This window comes from Streptococcus downii (assembly GCF_004353325.1).
Classification (GTDB): Bacteria; Bacillota; Bacilli; order Lactobacillales; family Streptococcaceae; genus Streptococcus; species Streptococcus downii.
Genome location: NZ_MZNX01000006.1, coordinates 46,520 through 62,674, shown reverse-complemented (window position 1 = coordinate 62,674; position 16,155 = coordinate 46,520). Strand labels below are relative to the sequence as shown.

At 42.2% G+C, this 16,155-nt stretch carries 13 protein-coding genes; 9 read left to right on the top strand and 4 right to left on the bottom strand.

What is annotated here, in order from left to right; genetic code table 11:
* Positions 1 to 77: 77 nt before the first annotated feature.
* From E2R31_RS02105 to E2R31_RS02095, 3 genes are read right to left on the bottom strand one after another with little or no spacing between them, the layout of a single operon-like run.
* Positions 78 to 830, bottom strand: coding sequence for an iron ABC transporter ATP-binding protein (locus E2R31_RS02105; RefSeq protein ID WP_132972607.1), 753 nt, complete (start codon positions 828 to 830; stop codon positions 78 to 80).
* On the bottom strand, positions 827 to 1,783 hold the full coding sequence (locus E2R31_RS02100; protein ID WP_132972605.1) for an iron chelate uptake ABC transporter family permease subunit: 957 nt from the start codon (positions 1,781 to 1,783) through the stop codon (positions 827 to 829). The genes E2R31_RS02105 and E2R31_RS02100 overlap by 4 nt, the downstream gene beginning before the upstream one ends.
* Entirely contained in the window at positions 1,773 to 2,732 is a 960-nt protein-coding gene (locus E2R31_RS02095) for an ABC transporter permease (RefSeq protein WP_165941778.1), read from the bottom strand. Before E2R31_RS02095 ends, E2R31_RS02100 begins: the two co-directional genes overlap by 11 nt.
* A gap of 232 nt (positions 2,733 to 2,964) precedes the next feature.
* Here E2R31_RS02095 and pepA point away from each other — a divergent pair, with 232 nt between their 5' ends.
* On the top strand, positions 2,965 to 4,029 hold the full coding sequence (pepA, locus tag E2R31_RS02090; protein ID WP_132972601.1) for a glutamyl aminopeptidase: 1,065 nt from the start codon (positions 2,965 to 2,967) through the stop codon (positions 4,027 to 4,029).
* 21 nt (positions 4,030 to 4,050) lie between these two features.
* A complete protein-coding gene (locus E2R31_RS02085; protein ID WP_084970907.1) occupies positions 4,051 to 4,347 on the top strand; it encodes a bacteriocin immunity family protein in 297 nt (98 codons plus the stop codon).
* A 96-nt stretch (positions 4,348 to 4,443) separates the two neighbouring features.
* Here E2R31_RS02085 and E2R31_RS02080 read toward each other — a convergent pair whose 3' ends face one another.
* Positions 4,444 to 6,075 (bottom strand): Na/Pi cotransporter family protein, encoded by a 1,632-nt coding sequence (locus E2R31_RS02080; RefSeq protein ID WP_132972599.1) that lies wholly within the window; start codon positions 6,073 to 6,075, stop codon positions 4,444 to 4,446.
* Between the two features lie 341 nt (positions 6,076 to 6,416).
* Here E2R31_RS02080 and E2R31_RS02075 point away from each other — a divergent pair, with 341 nt between their 5' ends.
* From E2R31_RS02075 to E2R31_RS02040, 7 genes are all read left to right on the top strand, one after another.
* Positions 6,417 to 11,189: an endo-beta-N-acetylglucosaminidase gene (locus tag E2R31_RS02075; RefSeq protein ID WP_132972597.1), complete on the top strand. Its 4,773-nt coding sequence runs from the start codon at positions 6,417 to 6,419 to the stop codon at positions 11,187 to 11,189.
* Positions 11,190 to 11,437: 248 nt separating this feature from the next.
* A complete protein-coding gene (locus E2R31_RS02065) occupies positions 11,438 to 12,637 on the top strand; it encodes a phosphoglycerate kinase (protein WP_061409634.1) in 1,200 nt (399 codons plus the stop codon).
* Positions 12,638 to 12,774: 137 nt separating this feature from the next.
* Positions 12,775 to 13,302, top strand: a complete 528-nt coding sequence (locus E2R31_RS02060; RefSeq protein WP_000540313.1) for an FUSC family protein — start codon at positions 12,775 to 12,777, stop codon at positions 13,300 to 13,302.
* Between the two features lie 76 nt (positions 13,303 to 13,378).
* Positions 13,379 to 13,735 (top strand): transcriptional repressor GlnR, encoded by a 357-nt coding sequence (glnR, locus tag E2R31_RS02055; protein ID WP_132972595.1) that lies wholly within the window; start codon positions 13,379 to 13,381, stop codon positions 13,733 to 13,735.
* Positions 13,736 to 13,771: 36 nt separating this feature from the next.
* Complete coding sequence (gene glnA / locus E2R31_RS02050; RefSeq protein ID WP_001122886.1) at positions 13,772 to 15,118, top strand: type I glutamate--ammonia ligase; 1,347 nt, start codon at positions 13,772 to 13,774, stop codon at positions 15,116 to 15,118.
* A 110-nt stretch (positions 15,119 to 15,228) separates the two neighbouring features.
* A complete protein-coding gene (locus E2R31_RS02045) occupies positions 15,229 to 15,549 on the top strand; it encodes a PadR family transcriptional regulator (protein ID WP_132972593.1) in 321 nt (106 codons plus the stop codon).
* A complete protein-coding gene (locus E2R31_RS02040) occupies positions 15,549 to 16,124 on the top strand; it encodes a DUF2812 domain-containing protein (protein ID WP_132972591.1) in 576 nt (191 codons plus the stop codon). Before E2R31_RS02045 ends, E2R31_RS02040 begins: the two co-directional genes overlap by 1 nt.
* The last annotated feature ends 31 nt before the right edge of the window (positions 16,125 to 16,155 follow it).

Genomic DNA, 16,155 nt, shown 5'->3' with positions numbered 1-16,155 from the left:
GATAACGATGTAGGGGGGCTCTTAGATAGGCTTGTTAGCTAAGAGACAGAGGGTACTCTAACATGAGTTCGGAATAGCTAGCTATAGATACAGATCTTTTTGCCGTTGATATCAGCCAGCGTGATGGGAATCTCATAGAGTTGACTGAGCAGGTCAGCCTGCATGATTTGAGCAGTCGTTCCCTTGCAAAAGACTTGACCGTCTTTAAAGGCGACAATTTCATCCGCATACTGACTGGCTATGTTGATATCGTGGAGGACGATGATAATGGTCTTACCTAGTTCCTCCACCAGTCGCCGAAGGATCTGCATCATGCTGACACTTTGCTTGATATCGAGATTGTTGAGCGGCTCGTCTAGCAAGATAAAGTCTGTATCCTGGGCTAGTACCATAGCGATAAAAACACGTTGGAGCTGTCCACCAGACAGGCTATCGATGTAGCGGTCTTTTAAGTTTGTCAGTTCCAGATAGTCCAGAGTTTCTCGGATTTTTTCCCAGTCTTCTGCTCTCAGTCGACCACGGCTGTAGGGAAAACGTCCAAAGCTGACCAGTTCTTCTACAGTCAATTTGGCTTGGTAATTGATCTTCTGCTTTAGGATGGTGAGCTCTTTGGCTAGTTCTTGCGAATTCCAACTCTCGATTTCACGCCCTTTGATACTGAGAATTCCTTGATCCTTCTTGGTCAGTCTGCTCATGATGGAGAGGAGAGTTGACTTTCCAGCACCATTTGGACCAATGAAGGCTGTCAGTTTCTGAGGACTGACTTCAAGCGAAATGTCTTGCAAAATATCCTGTTTTTGAATGGATTTGTCAATGTTTTCCAGTTTCACTGACGTGCCCTCCTATAAAGTAAGATAAAGAATAAGAAGCCACCCACACTCTCGATGATCATACTGATGCGAATTTCCAGCGCAAAGACTCGTTCAATGAGGGCTTGTCCCAAGGTCAAACTAATAAATCCAATCAGAATGGCTACGATAAAGAGCAACTTGTGCCGATAATCTTTGAGGATTAGATAGGTGAGATTGGCAAGCATAAAGCCGAAGAAGGCCATAGGCCCTACCAAGGCAGTGGCTGTTGAGGTCAAAAGCACGATGCCCCAGAGGAGTTCTCTCTGTTCTTTTTCAATATCGAGTCCCAGTATCTGAGCCGTTTCTCTTTGCAGGTGCAAGACATCCAGAACGACTGCTTTTCGAAAGAAAAAGATGGTCAAAGCGAGGATAATCAGAGAACCGATGACTAGGATGGAAGTGTTGAGATGCTGAAAGGAGGCAAAGAGACTGTTCTGCAATTTATCATATTCATTTGGATCCATCAGGACTTGGAGGAAGGTGCTGATATTTCGAAAGAGACTTCCGAGGGCTATACAGATTAGCAGGATGAAGACCAGATCTTGCTTCATCAGCTTTTTCAAGTAGCCTTGTAAGGCGAGAAAGAAGAGGGATTGAAGCAGAAGCAAGACTAGAAATTCTAAGATAGAAGACTTTTCAAGCTGAAGAAATTTGCTCTCAAAAACCAGTAGCAGGGTCTGTAGCAAGACATAGAAGGATTCGATTCCCAAAATACTTGGCGTTAGGAAGCGATTTTCCGTCAGAGTTTGAAAACTAATAGTCGAAATCCCTGTCGCGATAGCTACCAAGAGATAAACGACAATCTTTTGAGAACGAAGTTTCCAAGCAAAGACAGATAGGTGACTAATAGGCCAAAAGTAGAGGAGACAAGCTCCGATGGCCAGAATAATGAGAAGGCAGAAGAGTCTGGTATGTTTGCTTTTAAACGGCATCTTTTCGTCCCCCTCTCCATAGAAGTAGGATAAAGACGAGGCTACCGATGATTCCTAGCAAGAGACTGACAGACAGCTCATAGGGCCGAATGAGAACTCGAGAGAGGATATCGCAGGCCAGAACCAGATTGGCTCCGACCAGTGCGACGATGAGTTTGGTTTGACTCAAATTATCTCCATAGCGCTTGCGGACCAGATTGGGAACGATGACCCCGAGAAAAGGCAAGGCACCAACGGTAATCATGGTGACGCTTGTCGTTAGCGCCACCAGAAAGAGGGCCAGTTTTTCCAGTAGGGAGTAAGAAATCCCCAAACTCTCACTGGTTTCCTTGCCCAGATTCATGATGGTAAAGGTTTGGGATAATTTCCAAACGGCTATCAGGATAATGAGGCCTAAGAAGAGCCACTCATACTGATGGGTCTGAATCATGGAGAAGGAACCCTGGGTCCAAGCCGTCATACTCTGAACCAGATTGAAACGATAGGCGATAACTTCTGTGATAGAACCGATAATTCCACTATAGATGATCCCGATTAAGGGCAACATCCACCTTTCCTTTACAGAAAAAATAGTCATAAAGGCTAGGAAGAAGAGGGTAAATAAAATGGATGAGCCAAAAGCAAAGAGCATCTTTTGGGTCAGACTCGCAGACGGAAAGACAAAGAGGCTCAACACCATTCCCAGTTTAGCGGCTTCAGTCGTTCCGACTGTACTCGGAGCAGCAAATTGATTTTGGGTAATGGTCTGCATGAGGAGTCCTGCCATGCTCATACTGGAGGCTGCAAGGAGAATGCTGATGGTTCTTGGAAGACGCGACTCTTGAAAGAGAAGCCAAGTCTGTTGGTCAAAAGCAAAGAATTTTTCCCAAGAAAAATCACTGGTTCCAATACTAATGGAGAGAAAGACCAGGAGTAGAAGTAAGCCTGTTAAAATATGAGAGAGTTTCATGCCCCGTCCTTTCATGTAGATTTGGTATAAAAATACCCTTGGAGATAATGTAACACGATTTTTTAATCTGTCAATAAATTTTCTGACAATTTAATGTAAAAAGAAAGAAAAATTCCTGAAATAATATCTGACACTCTCTTTTATTGGAAAACTGAGTCAAAACCAATCCACCTTCCCACTATCCTTCTCCTATAAAAAGTGGTAAAATGGAGGACAGAAAGAAGGAACTGATATGACAACATTATTTTCAAAAATCAAAGAAGTAACAGAGCTTGCTGCGATCTCAGGTCATGAAGCGCCTGTCCGGACTTATCTTCGTGAAAAGTTGACACCGCACGTGGATGAAGTAGTGACAGATGGCTTGGGCGGTATTTTTGGTATCAAACATTCAGAAGCAGCCGATGCACCGCGTGTTTTGGTCGCATCTCATATGGACGAAGTTGGTTTTATGGTCAGCGAGATTAAGCCAGACGGAACCTTCCGTGTGGTTGAAATCGGTGGCTGGAATCCTATGGTGGTCAGCAGCCAACGCTTTAAACTCTTTACTTGTGATGGTCGTGAAATTCCTGTGATCTCAGGTTCTGTTCCTCCACATTTGACTCGTGGAACAGGTGGACCAACCATGCCAGCTATTTCAGATATCATTTTTGATGGTGGGTTTGCAAATAAGGCTGAAGCAGAAAGCTTTGGTATCCGTCCTGGTGATACCATCGTGCCAGATAGCTCAGCGATCTTAACAGCCAATGAAAAAAATATCATTTCAAAAGCTTGGGACAACCGCTACGGTGTTCTTATGGTTAGTGAGCTAGCAGAAGCTTTGTCAGGTCAAAAACTCGGAAATGAACTCTACCTTGGCTCGAACGTCCAAGAAGAAGTTGGTCTTCGTGGCGCTCATACTTCTACAACTAAGTTTGATCCAGAAGTTTTCCTAGCTGTTGACTGTTCACCTGCTGGTGATGTTTATGGTGGTCAAGGCAAAATTGGGGACGGAACTTTGATTCGCTTCTACGATCCAGGTCACTTGCTCCTCCCGGGTATGAAGGATTTCCTTTTGACAACAGCTGAAGAAGCTGGCATTAAGTACCAATACTACTGTGGAAAAGGCGGAACGGACGCTGGAGCAGCTCATCTGAAAAATGGTGGTGTCCCATCTACAACTATCGGTGTCTGTGCTCGTTATATCCACTCTCACCAAACTCTCTACGCTATGGATGACTTTTTAGAAGCTCAAGCTTTCTTGCAAGCCTTAGTGAAAAAATTGGATCGTTCAACAGTTGATTTGATTAAAAATTATTAAAGAATAAGAGAGGTGAGCGAAATGACAGAACCAAACCTAGAAAGCCTTATAAAAGATCTCTATAATCATGCCCGTCAAAGCTTGAGTGATGAGTTAGTCGCCGCTCTCCTAGAGACTGCTAAAAAACTACCTACTACAAACGAGCAATTACTAGCAGTCCGTCTCTCAGGCCTGGTCAATCTTGAATTGTTCAGAAATCCCAAACACCCAGCACCTGAATTGATCAACTTGGCTCGCTTTATCAAAAGAGAAGAAGCCAAGTACAGAGGCACAGCAGTTTCTGCTATCATGTTTGGAGAACTCTTTAAAATGCTTTGATTCCACTGTGAATCAAAGCATTTTTTTATATGTCAGAAAAGACATTCTTGATGAGGAGACGAAAAAGCTACCCCATTCAGGATAGCTTTTAGTTTATTAGATTTGTTCAGCAATGACCTTTTCAGCTAGGTTCATAGCATGGTCAGACACACGAGTGTAATGGGAAATAATGTCGATAAAGTTGACACCAGCTTGCGTTGAACACTCGCCCTTGTTGAGGCGCTTAATGTGGGTCTTTCTGAGAACGCGTTCCATATTGTTAATCTCTTTATGGCGTTCAATCAGACTTTGAGCTTTTTCAATATCATTGTTTTCGACACTATCAAGGGCATCCTTGATAAATGCAGTTGTTGCTTGATAAATCTCAGCTAATTCCTCTAGAGCAGCTTCAGAAAAATGAACATCTTTGCGTTGGAGATAGTCTGTTAGGTTGAGCAACCCTTCTGCGTGGTCCCCAATCCGTTCTAAATCACGGGATGAATCCAGAATGTTAGTCAACACTTCGCTTTCCTTTTGACTCAAGGATTCGCTAGAGAGCCTGATGAGGTAACGAGTGAGTTTTTCATCGATGGTATTGATGGCCTCCTCTGTCTTGTGCCCTTTTTCAGCTACCTTTTCATCCAAACCGATGATATAGTTATAAGAAAGGTCAAAAGCTTTAGCTGCATAGTTCCCTAAGTGCAAGAGTTCTTTTTTTGCATTTCCTAGTGCGATAGAAGGAGATTGCTGGATAAGTTGTTCGTCAAGATAAAGAGGCTCGTACTTGACAACTTCATCTTCACCAGGGATGAGCTTGGTTACAAAGTAGGCCAAAGCTCCGATGAATGGAAATTGTACAATAGTATTACTTACGTTAAAGGCACCGTGAGAGAAGGCAATGGTCATCTCAGGTGAGAGATGAAGGAGTGCCTGGAAATACTCGATCATAGACGTAAATGGACCTAATAAGATTAAGCAAAGAATAGTTCCCAAAACGTTAAAGGTAACGTGGGTTGCTGCAACGCGCTTTGCAGAGACATTGGCTCCAGCTGCTGCTAGGATAACAGTTAAGGTTGTCCCGATATTATCCCCAAAGAGAACGGGTAGAGAACCTTTAAGATCAAGGAATCCACCTGCATAGAGACCTTGCAAAATCCCAATTGTCGCAGAAGAAGCTTGGATGAGGACGGTAATCACTGCACCGGCTACCACTCCTAAAATAGGATTTTGTCCCAAGGTTACCATATATTCCTTGAATTGTGGTAAATCTTTAAGTGGACTCATACCGGCACTGATGAGGTTGAGGGCGTAGAAGATTCCCCCGACACCAAACAGGATGCGTCCGATATTGTTTGCTGTTCTATTTTTTGTAAAGAAGAGGAACATGGTTCCAAGGAAAATCAAGGGCAAAGCGTATTCACCAAGTTTGAAACCGATGATAAAGGAAGTAACGGTGGTTCCAATATTGGCTCCCATGATAATTCCGATAGCCTGTCTAAGAGTTAGAAGGCTAGCGCTGACTAGACCAACCGTGATAACTGTAACCCCTGTACTTGATTGAATCAGGGCAGTTACGACAATCCCGACTAGAACACCTAAAAAGGGATTGCTGGTGTACTTGTCAATGTAAAAACGAAGGCGATCTCCAGCAGCTTGTTGCAAACCGTCTCCCATGGTCTTGATACTATATAAAAACAGTCCTAGACCTCCTAAAAAGTGAAATAAAATTTCCTGCCAATTAATGGACATTTCTTTTTCCTCCGAAAAATAATAACGGAATTTCTCCTATTCTATTTTAAAGGATAAAAGTAAATCTCACAAGTGTTTTCTTGATATTTTAGTAAGAAATCGCTAACTTTTTTAAATTTCTTCCTTAAATAGTATTCTTACCTCAAGTATAAATGTCTGCAAGGATTATATCCAAATTTAACTGTTTTTTATCCTAGTTATAGTTTATGCGTGAAATAGATTGACAACGTTTTCATATAAGATAGAATGAGGATAATCCTGTTCGGGTGGTGTCCACTAAGAACAGTTGCTTTTTATCTAAAAAGTAAAGCGTTTACTTTTTATTATATTAGGAGGATAAGATGAAAGATCTATTTTTTGAAAAACGTTGCCGTTACAGTATTCGTAAGCTGTCAATCGGGGCTTGTTCCTTGATGATTGGATCAGCTCTATTTGCGAGCCCAGCTCTTGCCGAACAGGTTGTTGTCCCTGAGACAGTTGCCAATACAAGTGCTCACGCGACAAGTGCGAGTGAAACAACTGATCCAGACACCACAGCTATCGAAAAACAATTATCGGAAACTGAAAACAAAGTAGCTGAGCAACCAATTTCAGAAAACACTCCAGCAATAACTAATCTAGTTAATGAAAAAGAAGAAGCGAAACCAGCTCCGACAGAAACAGCTGAAAAACCAACTGATAAAGAAGGAGTCAAGCCTGAGGAAGCTCCTCAAGTGGTTGACAATAAAGCCGACAAACCAAGTTTAGCAGACGTTCCTAAAAATGAAGAGAAGAGTCTCCAACCAAAAGAAATCAAGTTTGATACTTGGGAAGATTTGTTGAAATGGGAACCGGGTGCGCGTGAGGATGATCCCATCAATCGTTCCTCAGTTGAACTCGCCAAGCGCCATAGAGGTCAGTTGGTTAACGAAAAAGCAAGCAGAAGAGCTAAAGTTCAGGCGCTAGCAAATACCAACTCAAAGGCTAAAGACCACGCTTCTGTTGGTGGAGAAGAATTCAAGGCCTATGCTTTTGACTACTGGCAATACTTGGATTCAATGGTCTTCTGGGAAGGCCTAGTCCCTACTCCAGATGTCATTGATGCAGGGCACCGCAACGGAGTTCCCGTTTATGGAACACTTTTCTTCAACTGGTCAAACAGCATTGCCGACCAAGAGAAGTTTGCTGAGGCTTTGAAGCAAGATGAGGATGGCACCTTCCCTATAGCACGTAAACTCGTTGATCTCGCTAAATACTATGGATTTGATGGCTATTTCATCAACCAAGAAACAACGGGGGAATTGGTAGAACCTCTTGGTGAAAAAATGCGCCAATTCATGCTCTATACAAAAGAATACGCGGCTAAGGTCAACCACCCAATCAAGTATGCTTGGTATGATGCCATGACCTACAAATATGGTCGTTACCACGAAGATGGTCTTGGTGATTACAACTACCAGTTTATGCAAAAAGAAGGTGACAAGGTCCCTGCAGACCAATTTTTTGCCAATTTCAACTGGAACAAGGAAAAGAATGACCACTCCGTAGAGATGGCCAAATGGCTAGAACGTAGTCAATATGATGTCTTTGCAGGCTTGGAATTGCAACAAGGTGGTTCTTATAAAACCAAAGTCAAATGGGATGCCCTCTTAGATGAAAAAGGCAAGTTGCGTTTGTCACTTGGACTCTTTGCACCAGATACGATTACCAGTCTAGGAAAAACAGGCGAAGACTACCATAAGAACGAAGATATCTTCTTCACAGGCTACCAAGGAGATCCAACGGCTCAAAAACCAGCGGACAAAGAGTGGTATGGGATTGCTAATTTAGTTGCGGACCGCACACCAGCAGTAGGACGCACCTTCACTACCTCTTTCAATACAGGCCATGGTAGAAAGTGGTTTGTAGACGGCAAAGTTTCTAAGGATTCTGAGTGGAACTACCGTTCTGTTTCAGGAGTCTTGCCAACATGGCGCTGGTGGCAGACTTCAACGGGGGAAAAACTTCGTGCAGAATATGACTTTACAGATGCCTACAATGGCGGAAATTCCCTTAAATTCTCAGGTGATGTAGCTGGTAAGACAGACCAAGATGTGAATTTGTATTCTACTAAACTAGAAGTAACGGAGAAGACCAAACTTCGGGTTGCCCATAAGGGAGGAAAAGGCTCGAAAGTTTATATGGCCTTCTCTACGACTCCAGACTACAAATTTGAGGATGCAGATGCATGGAAAGAACTGACCCTTTCTGACAACTGGACAAATGAAGAATTTGACCTTAGCTCACTAGCAGGTAAAACTATCTATGCGGTTAAACTCTTCTTCGAACATGAAGGTGCTGTAAAAGATTATCAGTTCAACCTAGGTCAATTAACAATTTCAGACAATGACCAAGCACCACAAGCACCGACAGGACTCTCTGTAGTGAAACAATCTCTTAAGAACGCCCAAGAAGCTGAAGCAGTGGTCCAGTTTGCGGGTAACCAAGATGCAGATTTCTATGAAGTCTACGAAAAAGATGGAGATAACTGGCGTTTGTTGACAGGATCATCTGCTTCCACCATCTACTTGCCAAAAGTTAGCCGTTCTGCTAATGCGACTGGTACGACTCAAGAATTGAAAGTCGTTGCAGTTGGTAAAAATGGACTTCGTTCTGAAGCTGCGACGACATTTTTTAACTGGGGGATGACTGTTCAGGATACAACTCTCCCAAGACCTTTGGCTGAAAATATTGTTCCAGGTGCAAAGGTAATCGGTAGCACTTTCCCAAATACTGAAGGTGGAGAAGGTATCGAAGGCATGTTGAACGGTACCATTACCAGTCTATCAGACAAGTGGTCTTCAGGACAATTGAGCGGTAGTGTCGATATTCGTTTGACCCAACCACGTCGTGTTGTTAGATGGGTCATGGATCATGCGGGAGCTGGCGGTGAGTCTGTTAACGATGGTTTGATGAACACCAAGGACTTTGATCTTTATTACAAGGATACTGATGGCGAGTGGAAACTAGCTAAGGAAGTCCGTGGTAATAAAGCGCACGTTACGGATATCACTCTTGATAAACCAATCACCGCCCAAGACTGGCGTTTGCATGTCATTACATCTGATAACGGAACACCTTGGAAGGCCATTCGTATCTACAACTGGAAGATGTACGAAACCTTGGACACAGAAAGTCAAAATATTCCAATGGCTAAGGTAGCGGCTCGTTCACTTGGAAACCATCAAGTTCAACTAGGCTTCTCTGATGTTCCGGCAGGCGCAACCATCACCGTTTACGACAAGGCGGATTCACAAACACCGATTGCGACCTTGAAGTCTGAAACTGGTGGGGACCTGGCAACAGCACCATTAGCCTTTAACAAGCAACCAAATCTCCTCTACTATCGTACCCAACTACCTGGCAAAGAAATCAGTAACACTTTGGCTGTAGCGATTCCACAGGATGAAAGAAAAATTAAATCTGTCAGCCTTGAAAAAGGACCTAAGAAGGCGGTTTATAAAGAGGGAGAAAAACTCGACCTCAGAGGCGGAACACTCCGTGTTCAATATGAAGGGGGACAAGCCGACGAGCTGATTAACCTCACCCACTCAGGTGTGACTGTATCTGGATACGACGCTCATCAAAAAGGGGAACAGAAGCTCACAGTCAGCTACCTTGGACTTCCAGTTACTGGTGATTTAAACGTACAAGTGACTGGCCAAGATGAAGGAAAACCAAAAGAAGTAGCAGGCTTGTATATTACTAAGAAACCAAAAACAGACTATCTAGTTGGAGATCAACTGGATCTTGCAGAAGGTCGCTTTGGAGTTCTCTATGATGATGAGACAGAAGAGGCTCACAGCTTTACTGATAAAGGTGTTGAAATTACAGGCTACGATGCTCAGAAGACTGGACGCCAGACCTTGACTCTGCATTACAAAGGGCACACAGCTGAGTTCGATGTCTTTGTTTCTCCAAAGGCTGCAGTCAATGATGAGTACCTCAAACAAGAAATTACTGCTGCCCAAGGTCGTCAGTCAACCCTTGCCTATACCTTCTCAAGTGAGGACAAACAAGGAGCGTTAGTAGAGAAGCTCAATGCTGCGAAAGCTGTAGCAGAAAACCACAATGCTAGCCAAGAAGAAGTCAACCGGGCTTTGAATGAGTTGAAACAAGCAGGTGCGGACTTGGATGGCAATCAACGGTATCAAACTGCTAGAGAAGAATTGGAAGGCTTGCTCGAATCTGTCCGTGAAAAAGATTCTCAAGCTGAATTGATTGCCCAAGCTGAAGCTTTATTATCTTCACAAACACCAACTCCACAAGCTTTTGCGGACATGAAAGAAAAGCTGAATAAGAAACTAGCTCCTGCAGAAGAAAGTCACCACGTTGGTAGCATGGATCCTAATGAAGTTGCGCCAACAGTAGAGGCATTGCCTGAACTGGTTATTGAAACAGAAACAACGGCCTTTGAACGCCAAGAACGTGAGACTCCAGAACTTCTGAAAGGTCAACGTCAACTTGTCCAAAAAGGAGAGGAAGGACAAATTCGTCGTCTAGTAGAAGTAGATGCCCAAGGAAAACGTACCCTTCGTTCAACTGAAGTTCTTAAGGAAGCTATCCCAGAAATTACCGAAGTTGGAACAAAAGTTCTGTCAAGCAACCAACCGGCTGAAGGAGTAAAAGACCTAGTTTTAGAAATTCCGAAACTAGAAATTGAAGAGGATACAGTTGCCTTCGAACGTCAAGAGCGACCAAATGCAAGCCTTCTAAAAGGTCAACGTCAGCTTGTTCAAAAAGGAGAAGAAGGGCAAATTCGTCGTCTAGTAGAAGTAGATGCCCAAGGCAAACGCACCCTTCGTTCAACAGAAGTTCTCAAGGAAGCTATCCCAGAAATTACCGAAGTTGGTACAAAAGAAGTGGCGCTAAGTCCAGATAAACCTCATGCTGATACCCTCTCTAAAGAGCAAAAGGGACTTCCAGCTACACCAAGTACAAATGCTCCAACTGCAGAAGTGTCTATCAAAGGTGAAGCAGCAAGCAAACAACTGCCAAATACTGGTGTAGAAACAGATGCCAGTCTAGTAGCTCTGGGGCTTCTCGGAGTGATGAGTGGCTATGGCTTGCTTGCTAGAAAGAGGAGAGAAGACTAATCGGATTTACGAATCTTGGATTTCCTCTTAACAACTAAAAACAAGGTTTGACTGTAGATTAGTCAGGCCTTGTTTTAATGATTTTATCTCGCATTCATTACTTATTTGATAAGGTTTTTCTAGTTTTGATTTTAAGAAATGCTAGTTTCAGTTGCAAGAAAGAACTGGAAAAGTGCAGGCTTTTGCTATCTCTTTTACTCATTTTGTGATATAATTAACACGTATAAAAAAAGAAGGAGTCATATCTAATGGCAAAATTGACTGTTAAAGACGTTGAATTGAAAGGGAAAAAAGTTCTCGTTCGTGTTGACTTCAACGTACCTGTTAAAGATGGCGTGATTACCAACGACAACCGTATCACTGCAGCTCTTCCAACTATCAAGTACATCCTTGAACAAGGTGGACGTGCTATCCTCTTCTCTCACCTTGGCCGTGTAAAAGAAGAAGCAGACAAAGCTGGTAAATCACTTGCTCCTGTAGCTGCTGACTTGGCTGCTAAATTGGGTCAAGACGTTGCTTTCCTTCCAGGTGTCACTCGTGGTGCTGAATTGGAAGCAGCAATCAACGCTCTTGAAGATGGACAAGTTCTCTTGGTTGAAAACACTCGTTTTGAAGATGTTGACGGCAAGAAAGAATCTAAAAACGATCCTGAACTTGGTAAATACTGGGCATCACTTGGAGATGGTATCTTCGTAAACGATGCATTCGGTACAGCTCACCGTGCACACGCATCTAACGTTGGTATCTCAGCAAACGTTGAAAAAGCAGTTGCTGGATTCCTTCTTGAAAACGAAATTGCCTACATCCAAGAAGCAGTTGAAGCTCCAGAACGCCCATTCGTTGCTATCCTTGGTGGTTCAAAAGTTTCAGACAAGATCGGTGTTATCGAAAACTTGCTTGAAAAAGCTGATAAAGTTCTTATCGGTGGTGGGATGACTTACACATTCTACAAAGCACAAGGTATCGAAATCGGTAACTCACTTGTAGAAGAAGACAAATTGGATGTCGCCAAAGCTCTTCTTGAAAAAGCAAACGGCAAATTGATCTTGCCAGTTGACTCAAAAGAAGCAAACGCATTTGCTGACTACACTGAAGTGAAAGACACTGAGGGTGAAGCAGTAGACCCAGGTTTCCTTGGTTTGGATATCGGTCCAAAATCTATCGCTAAATTCGATGAAGCTTTGACTGGTGCCAAAACAGTTGTATGGAACGGACCAATGGGTGTCTTTGAAAACCCTGACTTCCAAGCTGGTACAATCGGTGTCATGGATGCTATCGTGAAACAACCAGGTGTGAAATCAATCATCGGTGGTGGTGACTCAGCTGCCGCAGCCATCAACCTTGGTCGTGCAGACAAGTTCTCATGGATCTCTACTGGTGGTGGAGCATCAATGGAACTCCTTGAAGGTAAAGTATTGCCAGGATTGGCTGCACTTACAGAAAAATAATCTTTCGTAAATGAAACGATGAAAAGAGGAACTTTGTTTCCTCTTTTTCTTGTAGCTTGAATTAAAAACGTTTCCGATTGATTTTGGCTCATAAAATCAACTAAATTATGATAAAATGGAAATAGAAAGTTGAGATTATGGGTTATTTTAAAAAATATAAATTTGATAAGTCACAGTTCAAGCTTGGTCTACGAACCTTTAAAACCGGAATTGCTGTTTTTTTAGTTCTCTTGATTTTTGGATTCTTTGGTTGGAAGGGGCTTCAAATTGGGGCTTTGACAGCAGTCTTTAGTTTGAGAGAAAGCTTTGATAAGAGTGTTCATTTTGGAACTTCACGTATCTTAGGAAATAGCATCGGAGGTTTTTATGCTCTTGTCTTTTTTCTCTTAAATACCTTATTTCAAGAAGCCTTTTGGGTAACCTTACTAGTTGTTCCGATTTGCACCATGTTAACCATTATGACAAATGTTGCCATGAACAACAAGGCAGGAGTTATCGGTGGTGTAGCAGCTATGTTGATTATTACCCTATCAATACCAAGCGGAGAAACATTTTTGTACGTGTTTGCGCGTGTATTTGAAACTTTTATGGGTGTTTTTGTGGCCATACTCGTAAATTATGATATTGATCGTTTCAGAAATCTCCTGGAGAAAAAAAGAAAATAATGTTACATTTTATGACATTATCAATTGACGTATGTGTTTTTTTAGATTATAATAGATAGAAAGAAGGAAATTGTAAATGAAGGAAAGAGAATTTCGCCGAAATATGGCTGTTTTTCCTATCGGCAGTGTGATGAAATTGACCGATCTCTCGGCGCGTCAGATTCGTTATTATGAAGATCAAGAGTTGATAAAGCCTGATCGAAACGAAGGGAACCGTCGCATGTATTCTTTGAATGACATGGATCGTTTGCTTGAAATCAAAGATTATATCTCTGAAGGATATAATATCGCTGCCATTAAGAAAAAATATGCTGAACGTGAGGCGAAATCCAAGAAAGCAGTGAGCCCAACGGAGGTGCGTCGTGCGCTTCATAATGAGCTCCTTCAACAGGGACGCTTTGCTTCAGCACAGTCGCCTTTTGGTCGCGGTTAGGCAATCGCAAGTAGTCAAAAATTAAGGAGAAAACTCATGCCAATCACAGCTGCAGATATTCGTCGTGAAGTCAAGGAAAAAAATGTTACCTTTATTCGTCTCATGTTTTCAGATATTCTGGGAACTATGAAAAACGTCGAAATTCCTGCTACAGATGAACAGTTAGACAAGGTCTTGTCAAACAAAGCCATGTTTGATGGATCTTCTATTGAAGGTTTTGTACGTATCAATGAGTCAGATATGTACTTGTACCCAGACTTGGATACATGGACAGTCTTCCCTTGGGGAGATGAAAATGGAAGTGTTGCAGGTTTGATCTGTGATGTCTATACAACAGAGGGTGAGCCATTTGCAGGTGACCCACGTGGTAATCTGAAGCGTGCACTTCGTCATATGGAAGAAGTAGGATTCAAATCTTTCAACCTTGGTCCAGAACCAGAATTCTTCCTATTTAAGCTGGATGAAAATGGGGATCCGACTCTTGAGGTAAATGACAAGGGTGGCTACTTTGATTTGGCACCTACAGATCTTGCGGACAATACGCGTCGTGAAATCGTTAATGTCTTGACCAAAATGGGATTTGAAGTAGAAGCAAGTCACCACGAGGTTGCGGTTGGACAACATGAGATTGACTTCAAGTATGATGAAGTCCTCCGTGCCTGTGACAAGATTCAAATCTTTAAGCTCGTAGTAAAAACTATTGCTCGTAAACATGGTCTTTACGCAACCTTTATGGCAAAACCAAAATTTGGTATCGCTGGGTCAGGTATGCACTGTAATATGTCCTTGTTTGATGCAGAAGGAAATAATGCCTTCTTTGATCCGAATGATCCAAAAGGAATGCAGTTGTCTGAAACGGCCTACCATTTCCTTGGTGGTTTGATCAAGCATGCTTATAACTATACTGCCATCATGAACCCAACAGTTAACTCATACAAACGTTTGGTTCCAGGTTATGAAGCGCCTGTTTACATTGCTTGGGCTGGTCGTAACCGTTCGCCACTTGTGCGCGTGCCTGCTTCACGTGGTATGGGAACTCGTCTTGAGTTGCGTTCAGTGGACCCAATGGCAAACCCATACATCGCTATGGCAGTTCTGTTAGAAGTTGGTTTGCATGGTATTGAAAACAAAATTGAAGCACCAGCTCCTATCGAAGAAAATATCTATATCATGACAGCAGAAGAACGTAAGGAGGCTGGTATTACAGACCTTCCATCAACCCTTCACAACGCTTTGAAAGCTTTGACAGAGGATGAGGTTGTCAGAGCGGCTCTTGGAGAACATATCTATACTAGTTTCCTTGAAGCTAAACGAATCGAATGGGCAAGTTATGCAACCTTCGTTTCACAATGGGAAATTGATAATTATTTAGACCTTTATTAATGAAGAAAGATTGCCTGAGGGCAGTCTTTTTTATTGTATTTTATATCGAGGTGTGATATATTTTATATAACGAAATGCGATATATCGAACTAAATGGGAGGCGCTTATAAATGGAATTAACGGATAAGATTCGTCGAGTTTATCTTCCAATGACGGAAACGGGATTTTATATCTTGTTCTGTCTGCAAAGGGAACGTCATGGTTATAGTATTACGCAAAAGGTCAAGGAAATGACAGATTCGCAAGTTTCTATTAGTCCTGGAACTATGTATGGAACCTTGTCAAAAATGGAAAAGGATGGCCTGATTTCCTTTGTCCGAGAAGAGGAAAAACGGAAAATCTATCAGATTACAGACTTGGGTCAGAAAGTTTTAGAAATCGAACTCAAACGTATTGAACGACTTTACAGAAATAGTCGGGAGGAAGGTTGATGGAAAAGAAGGTTGTTTATAGAATTACTACCATTGCGGATTATGATAGAGAGGCTTTATACCTTGGGGAAATGCATGCTAAGGGTTGGAAACTTGAGGAAGTGAGTTACTCTAACTTAGTAGTTGCGGTTAAGTATACTTTTGAAAAGTGCCAACCGGAGCAGGTGTCTTATCAGTTGGATTTTCACCCAATGGAAAAATCAGAGAGAGCCTCCTATTTACAACTATTTAAAGACTGTGGATGGGAGCATATTATAGATTTTAATGGTTTTTCCTACTTTAGAAAGCTTCATTCTGGAATTGAGTTGGATACTGAGTTTGAAATCTATAATGACGCTACTGGGAAGTTAGCCATGGTCAAACGGATTTTAATAATGCGGATGCTTCCTATTTTGCTTCTCTTTTTAGCTCTAATACCGATTTTCTCAAAGTTTCTCAGTGGAGGTAGTAATTTCAGTTGGGTAATGTTTTTGATTGTTATTATGGATTGTGTTTTATTGATAGTTTTTGCAATTCAGATTTTTTATATTTTTTGGAGATTGTTCCAAAAGTGGAAAGAATTATCTGATAGCTGAAACAATACTTGTTTTCTGATTTGGAGGTCAG

Coding starts and splice junctions, on each gene's coding strand:
- E2R31_RS02065 (WP_061409634.1), top strand. CDS start 11,438: ATGGCAAAATTGACTGTTAAAGACGTTGAATTGAAAGGGAAAAAAGTT.
- E2R31_RS02060 (WP_000540313.1), top strand. CDS start 12,775: ATGGGTTATTTTAAAAAATATAAATTTGATAAGTCACAGTTCAAGCTT.
- E2R31_RS02100 (WP_132972605.1), bottom strand. CDS start 1,783: ATGCCGTTTAAAAGCAAACATACCAGACTCTTCTGCCTTCTCATTATT.
- pepA (WP_132972601.1), top strand. CDS start 2,965: ATGACAACATTATTTTCAAAAATCAAAGAAGTAACAGAGCTTGCTGCG.
- E2R31_RS02095 (WP_165941778.1), bottom strand. CDS start 2,732: ATGAAACTCTCTCATATTTTAACAGGCTTACTTCTACTCCTGGTCTTT.
- E2R31_RS02040 (WP_132972591.1), top strand. CDS start 15,549: ATGGAAAAGAAGGTTGTTTATAGAATTACTACCATTGCGGATTATGAT.
- E2R31_RS02080 (WP_132972599.1), bottom strand. CDS start 6,075: ATGTCCATTAATTGGCAGGAAATTTTATTTCACTTTTTAGGAGGTCTA.
- E2R31_RS02045 (WP_132972593.1), top strand. CDS start 15,229: ATGGAATTAACGGATAAGATTCGTCGAGTTTATCTTCCAATGACGGAA.
- glnR (WP_132972595.1), top strand. CDS start 13,379: ATGAAGGAAAGAGAATTTCGCCGAAATATGGCTGTTTTTCCTATCGGC.
- E2R31_RS02075 (WP_132972597.1), top strand. CDS start 6,417: ATGAAAGATCTATTTTTTGAAAAACGTTGCCGTTACAGTATTCGTAAG.
- E2R31_RS02085 (WP_084970907.1), top strand. CDS start 4,051: ATGACAGAACCAAACCTAGAAAGCCTTATAAAAGATCTCTATAATCAT.
- glnA (WP_001122886.1), top strand. CDS start 13,772: ATGCCAATCACAGCTGCAGATATTCGTCGTGAAGTCAAGGAAAAAAAT.